The sequence below is a fragment of the Methanocalculus natronophilus genome (assembly GCF_038751955.1).
Lineage (GTDB): Archaea > Halobacteriota > Methanomicrobia > Methanomicrobiales > Methanocorpusculaceae > Methanocalculus > Methanocalculus natronophilus.
Map to the genome: position 1 here is coordinate 111203 of NZ_JBCEXH010000002.1, position 15991 is coordinate 127193.

General features: G+C 50.8%; 15 protein-coding genes and 1 pseudogene. 7 read left to right on the forward strand and 9 right to left on the reverse strand.

What is annotated here, in order from left to right:
* Positions 1–337: 337 nt before the first annotated feature.
* On the reverse strand, positions 338–1771 hold the full coding sequence (locus ABCO64_RS02720; RefSeq protein WP_343089199.1) for an ATP-binding protein: 1434 nt from the start codon (positions 1769–1771) through the stop codon (positions 338–340).
* A 126-nt stretch (positions 1772–1897) separates the two neighbouring features.
* On the opposite strand from ABCO64_RS02720, the gene ABCO64_RS02725 reads away from it, so the two are divergent.
* The 6 genes from ABCO64_RS02725 to ABCO64_RS02750 are packed head-to-tail and all read left to right on the forward strand — an operon-like array spanning position 1898 to position 5642.
* Positions 1898–2737, forward strand: coding sequence for an STAS domain-containing protein (locus ABCO64_RS02725; protein WP_253455844.1), 840 nt, complete (start codon positions 1898–1900; stop codon positions 2735–2737).
* Between the two features lie 15 nt (positions 2738–2752).
* Positions 2753–3142 (forward strand): STAS domain-containing protein, encoded by a 390-nt coding sequence (locus tag ABCO64_RS02730; protein ID WP_253455846.1) that lies wholly within the window; start codon positions 2753–2755, stop codon positions 3140–3142.
* Between the two features lie 2 nt (positions 3143–3144).
* On the forward strand, positions 3145–3540 hold the full coding sequence (locus tag ABCO64_RS02735; RefSeq protein WP_253455848.1) for an anti-sigma regulatory factor: 396 nt from the start codon (positions 3145–3147) through the stop codon (positions 3538–3540).
* A complete protein-coding gene (locus ABCO64_RS02740; protein ID WP_253455850.1) occupies positions 3537–4538 on the forward strand; it encodes an ATP-binding protein in 1002 nt (333 codons plus the stop codon). The genes ABCO64_RS02735 and ABCO64_RS02740 overlap by 4 nt, the downstream gene beginning before the upstream one ends.
* 43 nt (positions 4539–4581) lie before the next feature.
* Complete coding sequence (locus ABCO64_RS02745; RefSeq protein ID WP_253455852.1) at positions 4582–5031, forward strand: hypothetical protein; 450 nt, start codon at positions 4582–4584, stop codon at positions 5029–5031.
* Between the two features lie 47 nt (positions 5032–5078).
* Entirely contained in the window at positions 5079–5642 is a 564-nt protein-coding gene (locus ABCO64_RS02750) for a DUF7504 family protein (protein WP_253455854.1), read from the forward strand.
* Positions 5643–5671: 29 nt separating this feature from the next.
* Here ABCO64_RS02750 and ABCO64_RS02755 read toward each other — a convergent pair whose 3' ends face one another.
* The 7 genes and pseudogenes from ABCO64_RS02755 to ABCO64_RS02785 form a co-directional block, all read right to left on the reverse strand.
* Positions 5672–9481: a PAS domain S-box protein gene (locus tag ABCO64_RS02755; protein ID WP_343089200.1), complete on the reverse strand. Its 3810-nt coding sequence runs from the start codon at positions 9479–9481 to the stop codon at positions 5672–5674.
* Between the two features lie 257 nt (positions 9482–9738).
* A complete protein-coding gene (locus ABCO64_RS02760) occupies positions 9739–10749 on the reverse strand; it encodes a PAS domain-containing protein (protein WP_256472457.1) in 1011 nt (336 codons plus the stop codon).
* Positions 10735–11082: pseudogene (locus ABCO64_RS02765) on the reverse strand (PAS domain-containing protein); the annotation flags it as partial. The gene ABCO64_RS02760 and the pseudogene ABCO64_RS02765, both read right to left, overlap by 15 nt.
* Before the next feature lie 48 nt (positions 11083–11130).
* Complete coding sequence (locus tag ABCO64_RS02770) at positions 11131–11430, reverse strand: hypothetical protein (protein WP_253455859.1); 300 nt, start codon at positions 11428–11430, stop codon at positions 11131–11133.
* A 303-nt stretch (positions 11431–11733) separates the two neighbouring features.
* Entirely contained in the window at positions 11734–12909 is a 1176-nt protein-coding gene (locus tag ABCO64_RS02775; RefSeq protein WP_253455861.1) for an FAD-dependent oxidoreductase, read from the reverse strand.
* Between the two features lie 49 nt (positions 12910–12958).
* Positions 12959–13978, reverse strand: coding sequence for an AI-2E family transporter (locus ABCO64_RS02780; protein ID WP_253455863.1), 1020 nt, complete (start codon positions 13976–13978; stop codon positions 12959–12961).
* Positions 13979–14064: 86 nt separating this feature from the next.
* On the reverse strand, positions 14065–14565 hold the full coding sequence (locus ABCO64_RS02785; RefSeq protein WP_253455865.1) for a rubrerythrin family protein: 501 nt from the start codon (positions 14563–14565) through the stop codon (positions 14065–14067).
* A 90-nt stretch (positions 14566–14655) separates the two neighbouring features.
* Between ABCO64_RS02785 and radC the strand changes: the two genes are divergently transcribed.
* Entirely contained in the window at positions 14656–15336 is a 681-nt protein-coding gene (radC, locus tag ABCO64_RS02790; RefSeq protein WP_253455867.1) for a RadC family protein, read from the forward strand.
* On the opposite strand, the gene ABCO64_RS02795 is transcribed toward radC, so the two are convergent.
* Positions 15310–15933 carry a flavodoxin family protein gene (locus ABCO64_RS02795; RefSeq protein WP_253455870.1) on the reverse strand — a complete coding sequence of 208 codons (624 nt, stop codon included), beginning with the start codon at positions 15931–15933 and terminating at the stop codon, positions 15310–15312. The genes radC and ABCO64_RS02795 overlap by 27 nt on opposite strands.
* Positions 15934–15991: the final 58 nt, after the last annotated feature.

Genomic DNA, 15991 nt, shown 5'->3' on the forward strand with positions numbered 1-15991 from the left:
GTAATCGAGGGAGCAGGATGACAGAGCTGATACACCCTTGCTCATCAGAGCAACCTGAAAGGCGATTCCGAAGGAAGCGGGGTGTTATCTGCTTCTGGCAGCCCCCGAAGCATTCCCGCCCCCTCCCGCGCCTGCATCTGCAGATACCCGGTTCAACATCCCTTGCGGAGCATGTGTGGACGGGGACGGGGGGGTGGGGAAAAACGCCTCAGCGAACAGATCCTAATGATGATGGAAACACCTGATAACCTGATGATGACTCGCCCCCTTGTAAAACCCATACAAATCAGCGAATTGCCATACTTTTGAGAGCCGTCAGGTGATCCGGAGAAGCCAGTCAATTCTCCAGAAGCCGGGAGGCCAGGCCTTCAAGATCCATGAGATCATAGCAGATAACCTGTTCATCTGCTTCTGGCCTGCGTGAGAAGGTCCGTGCAACAATGCAATAATACTCCCGCCGCTTCTCATTCTGCCAGGATACCCTGCCTGCCTTTTTTACAAGCTCTGCATAGAGCTTCTTTCCATCAACATTATCCTGCCATTTGCATTCACAGAAGAGGATTGATGGAGGATCATCACTGATAGAGACGATATCTATCTCTTCTCCCCTGTACCACCAGCTGCCAATCCGGGTATAGACAAAAGGAAGGAGATGATTTTCATTAAAGAGATCAAAGAGATCCATCACCATCGCCTCAAAATGCCTGCCTGCATACCTTGAGAAACGTGGCCTGACGAACTGATCAACAATCAGCCGGGTGTTACCACGCTCAAGGGTTTCAATATTGGGATGAACGAATGAGAACCAGAAGTCGAAGAGATTATCTGAGAGAAAATAAAGACCACGCCTGCTATTGGTCCCCTCTGTTACCGGAATACGGCGGTATACCAGGTGGAGATCGATCAGTATCGAGAGATACTTATTGACAATACTCTTTGATAAGCCACAATCATTGCATATCAATCCGATTGTATGATTTCCCTGTGCTATTGAGAAGAGGATGGAAAAATAATAGCGGGGTTCGACCAGTTCTGATCTGAGAACAAAATCAACATCCCGAAAGAGGAATGCATCCTCACGCAGTATTTTGTCTTCAATATTGGCAAAGATGTCCGCATTCGTATCGGCACCCATAATATACGCAGGAGTTCCGCCAAAAACCGAATAGAACTCAACTGCTTTCTGCACAGACTTCAGGTAATCAAGGATATGGATGAAGCGGAGGGGCTGAAGGAGGATCTGACCGGTCCTTCTCCCAAAGAGAGGGCTGGCATGAACCATCGTTGACTCTTCCATCATTGCAATGCTGGAGCCAGAGAGTATCAGAAATATCCTGCTATCCTTCAGATGAGTATCCCAGTAATCCTGAAGAATAGAGGGGAGGGAGGGATCCTCCTTGACAAGATACGGGAACTCATCGATGGAAAGGACAAAACGCTCATCTGAATGCTTCAGAAGGTACTCAAAGAAACTATCCCAATCGGCAAAGGAGGTTTTTTTCAGAAAATTATCATTAAAATATTCCCCAAGCTTTAATGAGAAGCGCCGGAGCTGGAGGGTTCTTGACTCCTCACGTGCAAGGAGGCGAATGCCTTTCTCTCTGGCGATGAACCTATCGATCAGTTCACTCTTTCCAACCCTCCGGCGTCCATATATAATCAGCAGTTCGGCTTTTCCCCCCAGGTAACGGCTCTGTAGCATTGAGGTCTCCCGGTGCCGATCAAGGAATATACTCATAAGTATTATACTACAAAGTGTACTATTTAGCATTTGTGGTGAGGGAAATCAAAGAAGGAGATAAAGCTGAATGGGGAGAGCCTAGAGGTTTATATAGCTTCAGTTCCAATCGGCATATCAGAGAGAAACGTATCTCATTTGAGAGAAGGGTGATGGTCTATGGTGTCATTGAAGGAGCAGGTTGAGAATTTAAAAGCTGATCTGGACGAACGAACTAAAGAACTTACATTCATGTACAGCATCTCGGATATCGTTGAAGCCCATGGGGATAACCTTGAGACGCTGCTTGAAGAGATCATCATGCCACTGCCAGAGGCACTCAGGTATCCTGAGATCGCTGTTGCTGTGCTGGATGTTTCCGGAGACACATACAGAACGTCAGATGCGCCCGTCACCGAGTGGAGCATGTCAGGCGATATCATCATCAACGGCAGATTAGCCGGAAAACTGACAGTATTCTACACAGAGAAGCGGGATGTCTTTGATGAGAGAGTCTTCCTCCAGGAAGAGGAGGGTATGATCAGGGCATTCTCTGAACGGCTTGGCAAGATCATCGGCAGGGTCTGGTCTGATCAGGCATTGGTTGAGAAGACCCGGGAGATATTGAAACTCTCAACGCCTATAACAAAAATCTGGGATGAGATACTCATTCTCCCGCTGATCGGCACCCTCGATTCCGAAAGAACCCTCTACATGATGGAGGAGCTGCTGAATACGATCAGGGATACAGGGTCACGGTATATCATTATGGATGCCACCGGAGTCGGCACCATCGACTCGGCGGTTGCCGCAAATATCCTGAAGACTTCCCGGGCTGTGAAGATGCTCGGCTCACAGATGATCTTCACCGGGATAAAACCTGAGGTTGCGATGACGATGGTGCATCTCGGCATAGATCTGGGAGAGATTATCACCAGGGCAACCCTCCAGGAAGGGGTTGAATACGCACTGAGCGAAAAAGGTCTTGAGATCGTCAGGGCAGAGCAGATGTCTGAATAGAAGGAGATCCAACTGATGGACAGAATACCAATCCTCAAACTGAAGAACTGCCTCCTTATCTCGATACAGACAGATCTCCATGATCTGATAATAACTGCACTTCAGGAGGATATTTTAACCGAGATAGCAAGGACCGGTGCACGGGGAGTCCTTATTGACATATCGGCTCTTGATATCGTCGATTCATTCATGGCACGGACATTGCGGGACTGCAGTGTTATGGCTACGCTCCTTGGAGCGAAGGTGATCATAACCGGCATCCAGCCGGCAGTTGCGATCACGCTCGTCGATCTTGGCCTTGATCTCTCCGGGATCACCACTGCATGCGATATCGACAGCGGGTTTGATATGCTGGAGAGCATGCCCGGAGTCTTCAACTCAGGCAGGATAGTGAGAAGGTACTGATCATGCTGGCTCAATCGGTGAAGATAGAGGATGAAAGCGACATTCTCACATCAAGACGGATGGTGCGGGAGATTGCCATCAAAATCGGGTTTGGGATCGTGGATCAGACAAAGCTTGCAACTGCCACATCAGAACTCGCACGTAACATCTACAGGTATGCAGACAATGGTGTTGTGTATATCGAGCAGATTGTACGGCCGCCCGGCATCAAAGTAATCTTTCAGGACAATGGCCCCGGAATTGACGATCCAGAGGAGGCGATGAAAGAGGGGTTTTCAACAACACCCGGCAGCCTTGGGCTTGGCCTCTCCGGGGCAAAGCGCCTGGTTGATGATATGACAATTGAATCTGAGGCTGGAAAAGGAACCAAAATTGAGATCTTCAAATATCTGCCATGAATCCGGAATATAAAACCAGGGCCGTTCTTCTGGATTCGCACAAGTCAGTTGCGGTCAGTGAGATTCATCAGCTGGCAGCAGAGAGCGGTTTTCCGAAAAAGACACTGGGAGAGATAGACCTCATCGTCTCTGAACTGGCATCAAACCACATCAGGCATAATACCGTGCAGGGGCGGATACGCTACCGGGTGGGAGAGGGTGAGAACGGGAGATATATCGAGATCATCTCTCTGGATAATGGTCCGGGGATACCCGATTCCGAGATCGCCTTTGAAGACGGGTTCACAACAGCAGAGAAGAGCATGGGTGTCGGGCTTGGCGCCATCAAGAGGTTGGCTGATGAGTTTGATATCAGTTCAAGCCTCTCCGGGACATGCATACGGGTGATAAAGTATGCTGAAACAAGGAGAGAGGCAGGTGGAACCAGCCTCAGGATCAGTGTCCTCACCCGCCCCCACCCGTTTGAGAGCGTCTGCGGCGATGGTTACTATGTCGAGAGATTCAGGGACGGGGCACTGGTTGCTGTGATAGACGGCCTTGGCCATGGTATCCACGCCCGCGAAGCTGCATCATGTGCTGAACGGTACCTGAGGAGCAATGCCAGGCATGCCAGGATAGATGACCTCCTCTCTGGCCTTGGAACCGTTCTCAGAAAGACCCGCGGTGCTGTGGCTGGGATTATCAGGATCGATGAAGCGCTTGGGAAGATATATTATTGCGGTATCGGGGATACGTCGGTCCGTCTCTACCAGGGGGAGTCATACACCAGTTTTCAGTCCATGCCAGGCATCCTTGGAGTGAATTATAAGCCGGTTCAGATTCAGTCAGGAGACTGGACAGGCGGGAAGAGCATGGCCGTTCTTCATTCAGATGGGATCAGTTCCAGGTTCAGCCTTGATTATGCCCTGAGCAGGGAGACGCCAGATGTCATTGCACACTATATCATGGACGAATACTGGCGGGAGAATGATGATGGAACCGTGATCGTTGTTAAATAGAGATGAGAGCAAGAAGTCAAAAAGAGAGATATATCAACAGGCAGTGAAGGTGAATGATGTGAGCGATACCCCGGCTATTGAGAGCATCCAGGAGAAGCTGGATAAGAAGACGAAGGAAGTCCAGGAACTTTCAATTGAACTTGAAAAGACAAATGAAGGGCTTATTGCACTGTATACCGAGCTTGATGATGCCAACAGAAAGCTCGAGGAGAGCAACAGGAAACTCCAGGAAGAGGAGAAGAAGCTGCTTGCGTATCTCTTTGAAACGGTGAATAAGACCAAAAATCCGGTATTGAATATCTACAGAAACCTTTCCCTCCTCGAAGAGATGGCAGTGATGGAGGACTGCAGTCCGGATGATGTACAGGCGATCATTGATGTGATCAAAACAAATGCCAGGATGATCAGTGACAACATCACCGAGCTGAACAAGGTTGCACTCGAAGGATCAGACACGGTGCTCGGCCATTATAGGGAGTTTTTGACCGAATAGCACTCTTTTGAGGAGAGTAGTGTTTCCAAAGGATACCGGGTTCTGAAATGCCGCCAATACATGAGATACTATCAGATGCTGAAATTGTGATTGCTCTGTCAACATCCTCGGGGATGCGAAAGGATGTCATTCACCGGATAGGAGAACTGCAATCTGCCGGATACAGCGGTATCATCATATCGATCAATGAACCAAGCTCCATTATGAAGAAGAGCCTGGAGAAGCAATCAATTGAGAGCCAAAATCTCTTCTTTATTGACTGTATAACCGGGATGGCGACAGGGCAGAAGAAGGACGAGGGTACGACCATCTACGTAGCAAGTCCCGGGCAACTGACAAATATCGGGATAGCACTCACAAAAGCGATGAGTTCGATGAAAGGCAGGGATAATCTCTTCCTCCTGATCGACTCCGTCAACACCATGTTCGTCTATAATGAACCAGATCATATCATCCGCTTTCTGCATATGCTCATCAACAAGGTACGGCTGAATTCGGCAAAAGGAATACTATTCTCTGTTAAAAACGCAATTGATCCGATAGTGTCAACCCAGATTGAGACTTTTTCTGACACGGTCATACATGTTGGAGATGAAGAGGCAGCAGCATAAAGCGTACCAGGAGCCAGCCGGAAGAATCCTCATCCGTCAATCTGGCCATACCGTTTCATAAATGCCCGTGTCGCATCTGATTCAAGCATCCCCTGGTCAAGAAGGGTGATGATCCGATCAATTTTTTGTATCTCCTTGATGATCTGGTCAGTATACTCCCCCTGCTCAAGATCCACAAGCCCCATGATCACGGCAAGGGGGTTGCGGATCTCGTCATTCAACAGAGAGAACCGGTACATATTGTCTTCGAGCCGGGCATAGGCCTTCTTCCATGCCTCTTCAGCCTCCTTCTTCGTGGTGATATCCTGAATAGCTCCCCGGATCCAGCGATTCTCTCCGGATGCATCTCTTACAGCTTCACCAATAGTCCTCACCCACTTTCTTCTCCCTGATTTGGTGATGATCTCCATCTCTTCATCAAAGGGCGTTCCATCTGTAATACAGGCAGAAAAGACCTCCCTGACACGCTCCCTCCACTCCGGTGCATAGTAGCTGATCGCTTCTTCAGTTGAAGGGGAGTATCCGGGCTCTTCGTCATGGATCCGTGCCACCTCATCTGACCAGATCACCCGGTTCTCATCAGGGAGCACCTCCCATCCTCCAAAAAGGGCCACCTCCCCTGCCGTTCTGAGGAGTTCCTCGTTCTTCCTGAGTTCCTCCTCGGCCTGTTTGCGTTTTGTGATATCTATTGCAACTGCTTGGATACGTTCCACCCCCCCTATGACCACCTTCATCAGCCGGACATACTCCCAGAAGATGTCTCCACCCACAGAGCGGTTGACCCATTCGAACTCCTGCGGCCCCTCTGTTGCAGCCTTCCGGATATAGTTCAGCGCATCCTCGAACGAGTGCGGTGATTCCACCCAGAAATCATGTGCTTTCAGCTCTTCAACCGAAGAGAGGCCATAACTGGAACAGGCTTTTGTATTCGCGTCAATGATCTCACCAGAGTCACGATCATGGATAATAATTGAGACCGGAGATTCCATAAAGAGGGTTTTGAACCGTTCTTCGCTCTCTCTGAGTGCCTTCTCAGCCATTTTCCGATCAGTGATATCCTGGCCGATACCATAGAGAACAGTCTTTCCCTGAACCTCAAGCGGCACCACATTTAAAAGCAGCGTCTTGATGGTCCCATGCACAAGATACTCCGTCTCAACCGTCCGGGTGGCAATAAAGGGACTATGCTCCTGTTTCTGTCTTGCAAGCTGGTCAGGCGGCGTGGTATCCCATACGCTCTTTGTAATCAGTTCGTCGCGGCTACATTCAAGAAACGCAAGTGCCGCCTCGTTTGCATCAGTGTAGTACCCGTCCTCACTGACGACCAGAATCGGATTCAGTGCATCTTCAAAGAGGGTGCGGTACAGCTCCTCGCTCTCCCTGAGCTGAGCTTCATCATGTTTCCTGCGGGTGATATTGGCAACAAGGCCAACCACTTTCAGGGGAGTGCCATCCGGATTACGCTCCGGAATGCCGCCGACATCCCTGAACCAGAGATAGTCTCCATCTGCTGTCCTGATCCTGTACTCGACATCATAACGGGGTTTTCTTCCCTCAAGATGATCCCGCATCGCCTGCATTGCAGATTCATAGTCATCGGGGTGGAGCAGCGTGGTAAAGTCCGTGTAATGTGTAAAATCCTCTGGCTTATATCCAAGCATGAGAGCTTTCCGCTCGCTGAAAGAGACCGCACCCGATTCACAGTCCATCTCCCACCAGGCAAGCTCCCCCATCTCCATTGCGCCTTCCAGACGGTAATGGTTTATCTCAAGTTCCAGGCGGGCAGTCTTCTCCTCGGTTATGTCGATAAACGAGCCCATCATCGCAACAGGGGATCCGGTGACATCGCGGACAAGACTTGAAGAGAGCTGGATATACACCATAGTCCCATCCTTCCGAATACCCTCCATCTCCCCTGTAAAGTGCCCATGCCTTTTGAGATCATCTACCACCCCTGCTGCCTCTTCCTCTGATCTCCAGAACATGACGACATGCTGGCCAATCACTTCATCAGGATCCTCATAACCCCAGAGTGTAAGGAAGGCTGGGTTGACATAGGTGATAATACCGGAGAGACTGGCTATGGCAATACCATTGATCGAGGACTCAATGGTAGCATGCTTCAGAAGGAGAGCCTCTTCTGCCTCCTTCTGCCCGGTAATGTCACGGCCAGCACCGACAAGAGCAATGACAACTCCATCACTGTCACGGATTGCTTTTGCCGTCCATGCGATCCAACGCCAGCCATAACGGGTTTCTGCCCGTTCTTCGAACGACGTCTCATAAGGTGGTTTAAAGAGCCGGGCAAGCGCAGCATTGACTCGCTTGCGATCATCCGGATGAATGAACGGGGCATAGGAAGACCCAAGCAGCTCATCTTCAGTCTTACCAAAGAGCCTGGCGTATGCGGGATTAACATAGAGGAAGCGACCTTCAGTGTCGGTCTTCACGATCAGATCCTGCTGGTTCTCAACAAGCAGTCGGTACCTCTCCCTGCTCTCACGGAGGGAATCTTCAGATCTCATCCGGTGGATCAGCTCGCTCATCATGATCCCAAGGGTCGTCAGTGCAGAGAGATCATCATCCAGATAATCCTCTCTTTTATTGGCAACTGCAAGAACCGCAAAGATCTCTTCTCCAAGAAGAATCGGGACACTCATATACCGGGAGATCGGGACATGCCCCTCAGGCAGCCCGTGCTTTGCAGGGTGTGGGGCAGCGTAGTCATTGATGAGTACCGGGAGTCGTGTCCTGACAGGCTCGCCCCAGATACCGGCTGATTCTACCGGGAACCGGACTGGCTGGTCTTCAACAGCGCACTCATCCTTCACCTCTTCTGACCATGCATGAATGATCAAATCCGAGCCATCGGCTGACAACATACCGATGAAGCCATACGAACTCTCTGTTGTGGCAAGGGCGGCATCAAGCGTGGCATCCATCAGGTCCTGTTCTGTTACATCTGTCATCCTGTGGAGACTGAGGAGCGCTTCTGCACGCCTCAGATGGAGACGGAGGCGTGCTTCCGCTTCTTTTCGATCGGTTATATCCCTGATAAGCGCAATCACCTCATCATCTGCATACGGGGCGATACGAGCCTCAAAATGCAGGCGTCCCGCCGGGACAGGGAGCATATATTCGATTGTCACCAGTTCTTTCGTCGCAAGGGAGGTCAGAATCGCCTCAACAAGCCTGCTGCCAACCTCATCAGTTGTCACCTCGGTGACCGTCTTTCCGATCAGATCTGCCTTCGGATAAGCAAGCCGCTCGTCATCTGGTGTCAGGATATCAAGGTATCTTCCCTCTGCATCACAGCGGATCAGGATATCCGGTACAGCAGCCAGGATGAGCGTCTGGAGATGCTCGCTTCTTTCCAACGCCTCTTCACGCTGCCTGCGTTCTGTGACATCCCGGATCGTCTCTATGGCACCGGTGTATTCACCTTCTTTATTATAAAGAGGGGAAACCCGTACCCAGAGGATACGCTCCTCTCCGTTCAGCCGGGCATACCTAGTTTCTGCCTCGATAATATCCGGCATCTCTTTCAGGATGGTATACCGGGATCTGAGTTCGTTTGCATCTGTAAAGGCGAGATCAATTAAGATCGGCCGCCGCTCGCCATAGAAGGGAAGAGCATACGCATAATCTCCCTGCCCGACCATCTCATCAGCAGGAACGCCGGTCAGCTCCTCGATTGCATGGTTCCAGGCAAGAACAACCCCATGCTCGTCAATGGCAAAGGTTGGATCGGGGAGGAAACTGATGATATCAGAAAGCATCTGCTCACGCTCCGGGAGAGTTCGCTTCTCCCGGTTGTTTTCTCCCAGAGCATCATCCATTCCGGTCATAACCTCACCCCGGCACAAGCAGGAACAAAGGCGTGTGGATCGCCTGCTTTCATCAGGATAAGACGCCTGGCGGGAGGTGTACCTGGCTCCTTGTGGCAGGATGTGGCACCTGTATGTCCATCTGCAGGAGATATACCCCTCTCATTCCGTGTATTCCGGCTCATCTCGTCCTGTGCCATACAACAGATAGAGAGATATTGAGGATTGGTATTAAGCCTTTTGATCAGGAAGGGAGACAATATGAACCATCAGCCCCAGTCACTCACCAGTCTGTGCTTCCTCATATACGCCCTGATAGCTTCTGAGTCAAGGAGTCCCTGGTCAAGGAGGGTAACGATCCGATTAATCTCCTGGACTTCCCGGAGGATCGTTTCGGCATGCTCATCACCATGCAGATCAACAATCCCGGTTATGATCGCAAGGGGGTTGCGCACCTGGTCATTCAGAATAGATAACCTGTACATATTCTCCTCGATCTGATCAAACGCCATCTTCCAGATCTCTTCAGCCTTCTTCTTCTCTGTGATATCTGTAAAAATGCAGGCAACCTGATCCTTTCCAGGAGAGAATGCCCTGACAAGGAAGTATTTATCCAGATTTGAAGAGTATTTTTCAAACAGTGCCGGCATTTTTCCAGCAGCACCTTTTGTATATGCTTCAATCCAGCTCTCTCCGGCTGCAGAATGAAGAGACAACACGGTATTTCCGAGAACCTCATCTGATCTCAGCCCCATCATCTCCTCATATGCATGATTGACAGCCAGATACCGGTAATCCACCTCCCTGCCCCCGTCATCAGAGACTATACAAAAGAGAGCAAAGCCATCCGTCATCTCCGAAAAAAGCGTCCTGTAACTCTCTTCTGCAATCTTCCTCCCGGTGATGTCCTGTCCATGGGCAACTGTTGCAACCACTGTTTTGCCATCATCACCCATGATACTGGCAGAGTTCCAGAGAACAGATCTGGGATCACCCATCCGGGAAATAACCTGAAGCTCAACTCCCTCCATTCTCTCTCCTCTCATTGCACCAGAGATGATCTCCATTGCAGACTCCCGGCTACATTCAGGAAACAGGATGGATACGTGGGAACAGAGCGCTTCTGCTTCAGGGATGCCTGTCAGGACAGAAAAGGCATGGTTGAACCGGGTGATGACAAGATCGGGATTCCAGACAACAATCGGAGCACCGGCATGATCAAAGAGCTTCTGCAGATATTCTTTCGTTCTCCTGAGCTTTGCCTCAGCCTCCTTCTGCAGGGTGGCATCACGTCCGACAGACTGGTATTCACAAAGAACCCCATCTTCATCAAAGATCGCCCGGGTATTCCATCGTTGCCAGAATATGGTGCCATCCGGATTGAGAGTTCGCTGCACAACTGCTCCTGTTGGACATTCCGGAGTCAGTGACATGATAAGATTCGTTACCTTATCAATATCCTCAGGATGAATTTCTGGCTTAAACCGGCTCCCGATAACCTCGTCTCTGTTCAGGCCAAAATACCGGCAGTACGCCTCATTGACAAAAACATGTGTTCCATCCGGGAGAAACCGGCAGATAAATTCGCTCTGATCCCGGACAACAGTTCTGTACTGTTCCTCAGCCGCCGCTCTTTCAGCATCGCTCTTCTCTTTCTTCGCTTATAGTAACGTAACCACGAGCGCAATTCCAATAAAGATGAGCACCCGGACTGCCGCCTCCCGGACGAGACCCTGATCAGGGATAAATACAATAAACAAGAAGAGATAGATGACTGAAAGAAGAACAGAAAAGCCAAAACCACGCCAGAGAAAGTAGATACAGGCGATGATGATCGGGACATAGAAGAGATTCTGGAATATGATGGTGACACCTGCAGAAAGAGCAATCACACTCGCCACAATACAAAAGAGCGAGCTGAGCAATAGTGTCGGGAATACCCAGTCAGGTGTCTCATTCATCACAACGTACCTGCAGATGCCTGTATCTGCCGGTAGTATGAATTATGAAATGAAATAGTTTTTTATCACAATCGGAGGGATCATCCGTACAAATACCGGATCCGATCAGGCACAGTCACGTGCGGAGCTGGTCCCGGTATGGGAGAATCAGATCCCCCTGTTTGGATAATACCCCTCCTTTGTATCCAGGCAGGCCCGGCTCCCCCGGTTTTCACCCCTTATTCAGATCGTTCTCATCCTCCCCCATACAGATCACACGCCTCCACAACAGGCTATCCCATATGACGCCCAAAACCCCTTGCATCAGGAGGCCCGCACGCCCTTCTTCATCAGGTATTCGTGTGCCTCAAGTGCGGCTTTTGCACCTTCACCCGCAGCAATAATGATCTGTTTTCCCTTAATGGAGGTAACATCTCCTGCAGCAAAGACACCGGGAACGCTGGTATGGCAGTTTGGATCGACAACGATCTCACCTGAATCGTTCTTCTCAAGAAGACCATCCAGAAACCCGGTATTTGGAGTTAAACCTATCTCAACAAAGACCCCCTCCACCATGATCCGCTCCTCGGCTCCGGAGTCCCGGTTTCTGATGGTGATTGAGCGGAGAAACTTATCCCCGCCGATCCGGGCAACCTCATACCCCTGATGAATCGTCACATTCGATAGTTCGTCCAGCTGGGATGTGAAGACCTCGTCTGCCTTGATTGTGCTCCTCACAACCAGGTGCACCTCGCGTGCGATAGTTGCCATCTCAAGTGCGGTCTGGACAGCAGAGTTTCCGCCACCCACGATGGCAACGGACTTGTCGCGGTAGAGCGGGCCGTCACAGGTCGAACAGATGGAGAGCCCCTTGCCAAGAAACGTGCTCTCCCCTTCAACCCCGAGCATCCGGGGGTGTTTCCCTGATCCGATTATCACCGTATGGGTGGTATACAGAAAACCCGATTCGGTCGAGAGATCAAAGAGGCCATCGTCCCTCTGAGAGATCCCAATGACCCGATCAAGTTCAAGATTGACACTCTGGGATTTGACCTGCTCCTCGAACTTTGTCATCAGGTCGCTGCCGGTGATCATCAGGTATCCCATGTAGTTCTCTATCGCCCAGCTCTCATTAGACTGACCTCCGATATTCTCAGAGATAACAAGTGTCCTCATCATCTTCCGGGCTGCATAGACCGCTGCCGTCAGCCCGGCAGGCCCTGCCCCGATGATGATAAGATCATATGATCCAGCTGCCTGTTCGGCTCCGAAGATCTCATTGAACCGGGTTGTATCAAACCCGATGATCACGTCACCGTCGATGACCGTCACTGGCACGCCCCGCTGCCCGGAGATCCGGATCATCTCACGTGCCGCCTCAATATTCTCCTCTTTGCCGACATCAATTGCGGTGAAGCTGATCCCTTTCTTTGAGAGGTAAGCCTTGACCATCGCACAGTACGGACACCGCTCGGTTGTGTAGACGGTGATTGTCTCCATACCTTCTGGATTGAATTCCCACTACATTATGCTTTGGCTTCCGGGAACCTCAGTCATCCGCACCTGATGCCCTGCCGATCTCCTGGACCGCGATCTGATACCCCCCTATCATGAGAGAGAGGAGGAGCGGGCCAAGGATGAACCCGACAATACCCATCACAGCCATACCTCCAAAGAACCCGATGAAGATGATAACAGGGTGGATCTCAACCCTCTTCCCCATGAGAACCGGGCGGAGGTAGATGTCGGTGAAGACACAGAGGACCGGATAGCCGACAAAGATGATCAGGAGAAGTGCACGGAAATCACCAATCGAGAGTGCATAGACTGCAAGGAATCCCAGGATAAAGACCGGGCCAAGGAATGGAATAAGGGCAAAAAGTCCGCAGAGAACCGAGTAGAAAAAGATATGCTCAAACCCGAGTATCCAGAAGAAGGGGATCGCAAGGATGAAGGTAAGAATCGCAATAGAGACGTGAACAACATAGATCGAGTAGAGCGTATCATACACCCGCTGCCAGATAACCAGGATATTGTCGCGGGAGGCGGCCGGGATCATCCTGTTGACATCCGCTTTGATGCCCGGGCCTGAATAGATAAGGATGGAGAGCGAGAGGATAAAGAGGAGGAGCTGGACTGCCGCTCCCGGGATCATCGAGAGATACACATAGATTGCATCCTGAATGGAGAGGAGGAGGTTATTTATCATATCATCCAGACCGAGGGTGTCTATCTCAACGGGGAGTTCGGCCATCAGGCTCGGCTGCAGACCTTCAAGAATACTTGAAATAATGCCAATCAGGTAATCCATATTATCATATAATACAGAAAATGTGAACACAACAGCAGAAAAGCCGAGCAGCACGACACCACTGGTAAGGAAAAAAGCCGACAGTGCAGGCGTGATCCGCCTGGAGAGATATTCCTGAGCGGGGATGAGGACAACGGCAAGCGAGAGTGCAAAAACAACAACCTTAACAAGCGGGAAGAACGCCAGAAACGTAATCAGCGCTATAAGGGCAACAACAAAGAGAGAGACGCGATCAATAGATCCCCACTGAAACCCCATTGTTATGCATAGTACCGGGAATTTATAAAAAGGCTTTGTATTCCAGCCACGCTGGACGTGGAAAAAGAGAGGGGTTGGTGTGTACGCTATTCAACCGGCAGGAAGCTTATCCCCGGAACCCCGCAGATCGGACATTTCTCCGGAACCGTGCCAAGTGCAACATTTCCACAGACCGGGCAGAGCCTGACATCGCCTGCAGGAAGATCGCTTCCTTTTGAGACAGCGTCAACCGCCTCTTTGTAGAGGCCGGCATGCACCTCTTCTGCCTTCATCGCATGGGTGAAGGTGATCTCTGCATCTTTTCTTCCTTCTTCCTGCGCACGCCTGATAAATTCAGGGTACATCTCCATGAACTCGTGGGTCTCACCCTCGATTCCGCCTTTGAGGTTCTCCTCGGTTGTACGGATCAGTCCTGCAACCCTGAGGAGCCTGCGGGCATGAATCTCTTCAGCCAGCGAAGCGGCACGGAAGAGCCGGGCGACCTGTGCATACCCCTCTTCCTTTGCTTTCTCAGCAAATATCGCATATTTTCTGTTTGCCTGCGACTCGCCTGCAAAGGCTTCCATGATATCCTGTTCTGTTGCCATACCTCTTCAATAGCCCCGGATGGTAAAAAATGTTTTGGAGATTCCGAACGACATCCTTAATCCCGGATACAAAGATACAGATATCTCACTATGAACATGCAGCCGGTTGCACGCCTGATACGCGAGACGCCTGTGATCGACAGGCCGCGGGAGCGGATAAAAGCACGTGGTGCAGAAACGCTCTCCAATAACGAGCTCATCGCCGCGATCATCGGCAGAGGTGTGCGTGGCCGGGATGTCACGGCCCTTTCGCGGGACATCTGCAGCAGCCTTGATGAAAAAGGGCTTGCCATCTCGTGCAGTGATCTTGTCAGCATACCCGGTGTCGGTGAAGCAAAAGCCTGCCAGCTCCTGGCGGCATTCGAACTTGCCCGCCGCTACCAGGCTACATCACACCGGCCGAAGATCACCTCCCCTGAAGATACGCTCCCCTTTGCCGAGGAGATCAGGTGTGAGCAGCAGGAGCATGTCATCTGCCTCAGCTTAAACGGTGCCCACGAGCTTATCCGCAAAAGAGAAGTGACAAAAGGTATTCTGAACCAGAGCCAGATCCACCCCCGCGAAGTCTTTGCAGATCCGATCACCGATCGGGCAGCGTCAATCATTTTGATCCATAACCACCCGTCAGGAAACGTGACACCGAGTGCGGACGACATCGCGGTGACGAAGAAGCTCGCGGAGGCTGGCGAGATCCTCGGGATCCGCTTAATCGATCATATCATCGTCTCGGAACGCGGCTTCTGTTCACTTCACGGAGAGGGATACTTCTGATTTTGCCACTTTGACCGCTTCCCCAAGCGATCGTCCCTTCAGATAGGCCTCTTCCAGGAGTTCCGGCCTGGTTTTGATATCCAGAATAGTGTCCATATCATCTCTCAACAGGGAGTCATGGAGCGGACAGTCGATGATCTCACCAAACGCGTGCATCGTCTGGAGGAGTCCGGCAAAGAGATTCTTCACATTCATCCCGGCAATCGAGAGGAGGAGCATCCGCCGGATCTTTCTCTGATCAGGCGTGATGAGAGGATCGTTTCGCTCATATTTTGCCATATAAAAGACCTGGAACCGATCAAGAAATGATTTGAGGGCGCCTGGAACGCCCATCGTCATGACAGGGGTTGCAACAATCAGGCCGTCTGCGAGACGCACCATATCATAATACTCCTGCATCTCATCCTTTATTGCACAGGCGGGCTTTGTTTTGCATGCAAATATCTCCATGCAGGGTTTTACCTGGAGCGACGGCACACGAACAAGATCAACAGTACATCCGGCATCTTCTGCCCCGCGTATTGCTTCGTCAAGCAAAATTTCAGTATTGCCTCCTCTTTTCGGGCTGCCAAGCAGTGCTACAAGACGACATTCCATGGAACCAGTGTGAGAATACGAAAATATAAACCTGTGCTTTTCCGAAGAACCCCCCGAT

What these genes read in the sequence shown, in the direction of transcription:
- ABCO64_RS02720 (WP_343089199.1), bottom strand. Translation starts at nt 1,771, where the DNA reads ATGCTAAATAGTACACTTTGTAGTATAATACTTATGAGTATATTCCTT.
- ABCO64_RS02725 (WP_253455844.1), top strand. Translation starts at nt 1,898, where the DNA reads ATGGTGTCATTGAAGGAGCAGGTTGAGAATTTAAAAGCTGATCTGGAC.
- ABCO64_RS02730 (WP_253455846.1), top strand. Translation starts at nt 2,753, where the DNA reads ATGGACAGAATACCAATCCTCAAACTGAAGAACTGCCTCCTTATCTCG.
- ABCO64_RS02735 (WP_253455848.1), top strand. Translation starts at nt 3,145, where the DNA reads ATGCTGGCTCAATCGGTGAAGATAGAGGATGAAAGCGACATTCTCACA.
- ABCO64_RS02740 (WP_253455850.1), top strand. Translation starts at nt 3,537, where the DNA reads ATGAATCCGGAATATAAAACCAGGGCCGTTCTTCTGGATTCGCACAAG.
- ABCO64_RS02750 (WP_253455854.1), top strand. Translation starts at nt 5,079, where the DNA reads ATGCCGCCAATACATGAGATACTATCAGATGCTGAAATTGTGATTGCT.
- ABCO64_RS02755 (WP_343089200.1), bottom strand. Translation starts at nt 9,481, where the DNA reads ATGGATGATGCTCTGGGAGAAAACAACCGGGAGAAGCGAACTCTCCCG.
- ABCO64_RS02770 (WP_253455859.1), bottom strand. Translation starts at nt 11,430, where the DNA reads ATGAATGAGACACCTGACTGGGTATTCCCGACACTATTGCTCAGCTCG.
- ABCO64_RS02775 (WP_253455861.1), bottom strand. Translation starts at nt 12,909, where the DNA reads ATGGAGACAATCACCGTCTACACAACCGAGCGGTGTCCGTACTGTGCG.
- ABCO64_RS02780 (WP_253455863.1), bottom strand. Translation starts at nt 13,978, where the DNA reads ATGGGGTTTCAGTGGGGATCTATTGATCGCGTCTCTCTCTTTGTTGTT.
- ABCO64_RS02785 (WP_253455865.1), bottom strand. Translation starts at nt 14,565, where the DNA reads ATGGCAACAGAACAGGATATCATGGAAGCCTTTGCAGGCGAGTCGCAG.
- radC (WP_253455867.1), top strand. Translation starts at nt 14,656, where the DNA reads ATGAACATGCAGCCGGTTGCACGCCTGATACGCGAGACGCCTGTGATC.
- ABCO64_RS02795 (WP_253455870.1), bottom strand. Translation starts at nt 15,933, where the DNA reads ATGGAATGTCGTCTTGTAGCACTGCTTGGCAGCCCGAAAAGAGGAGGC.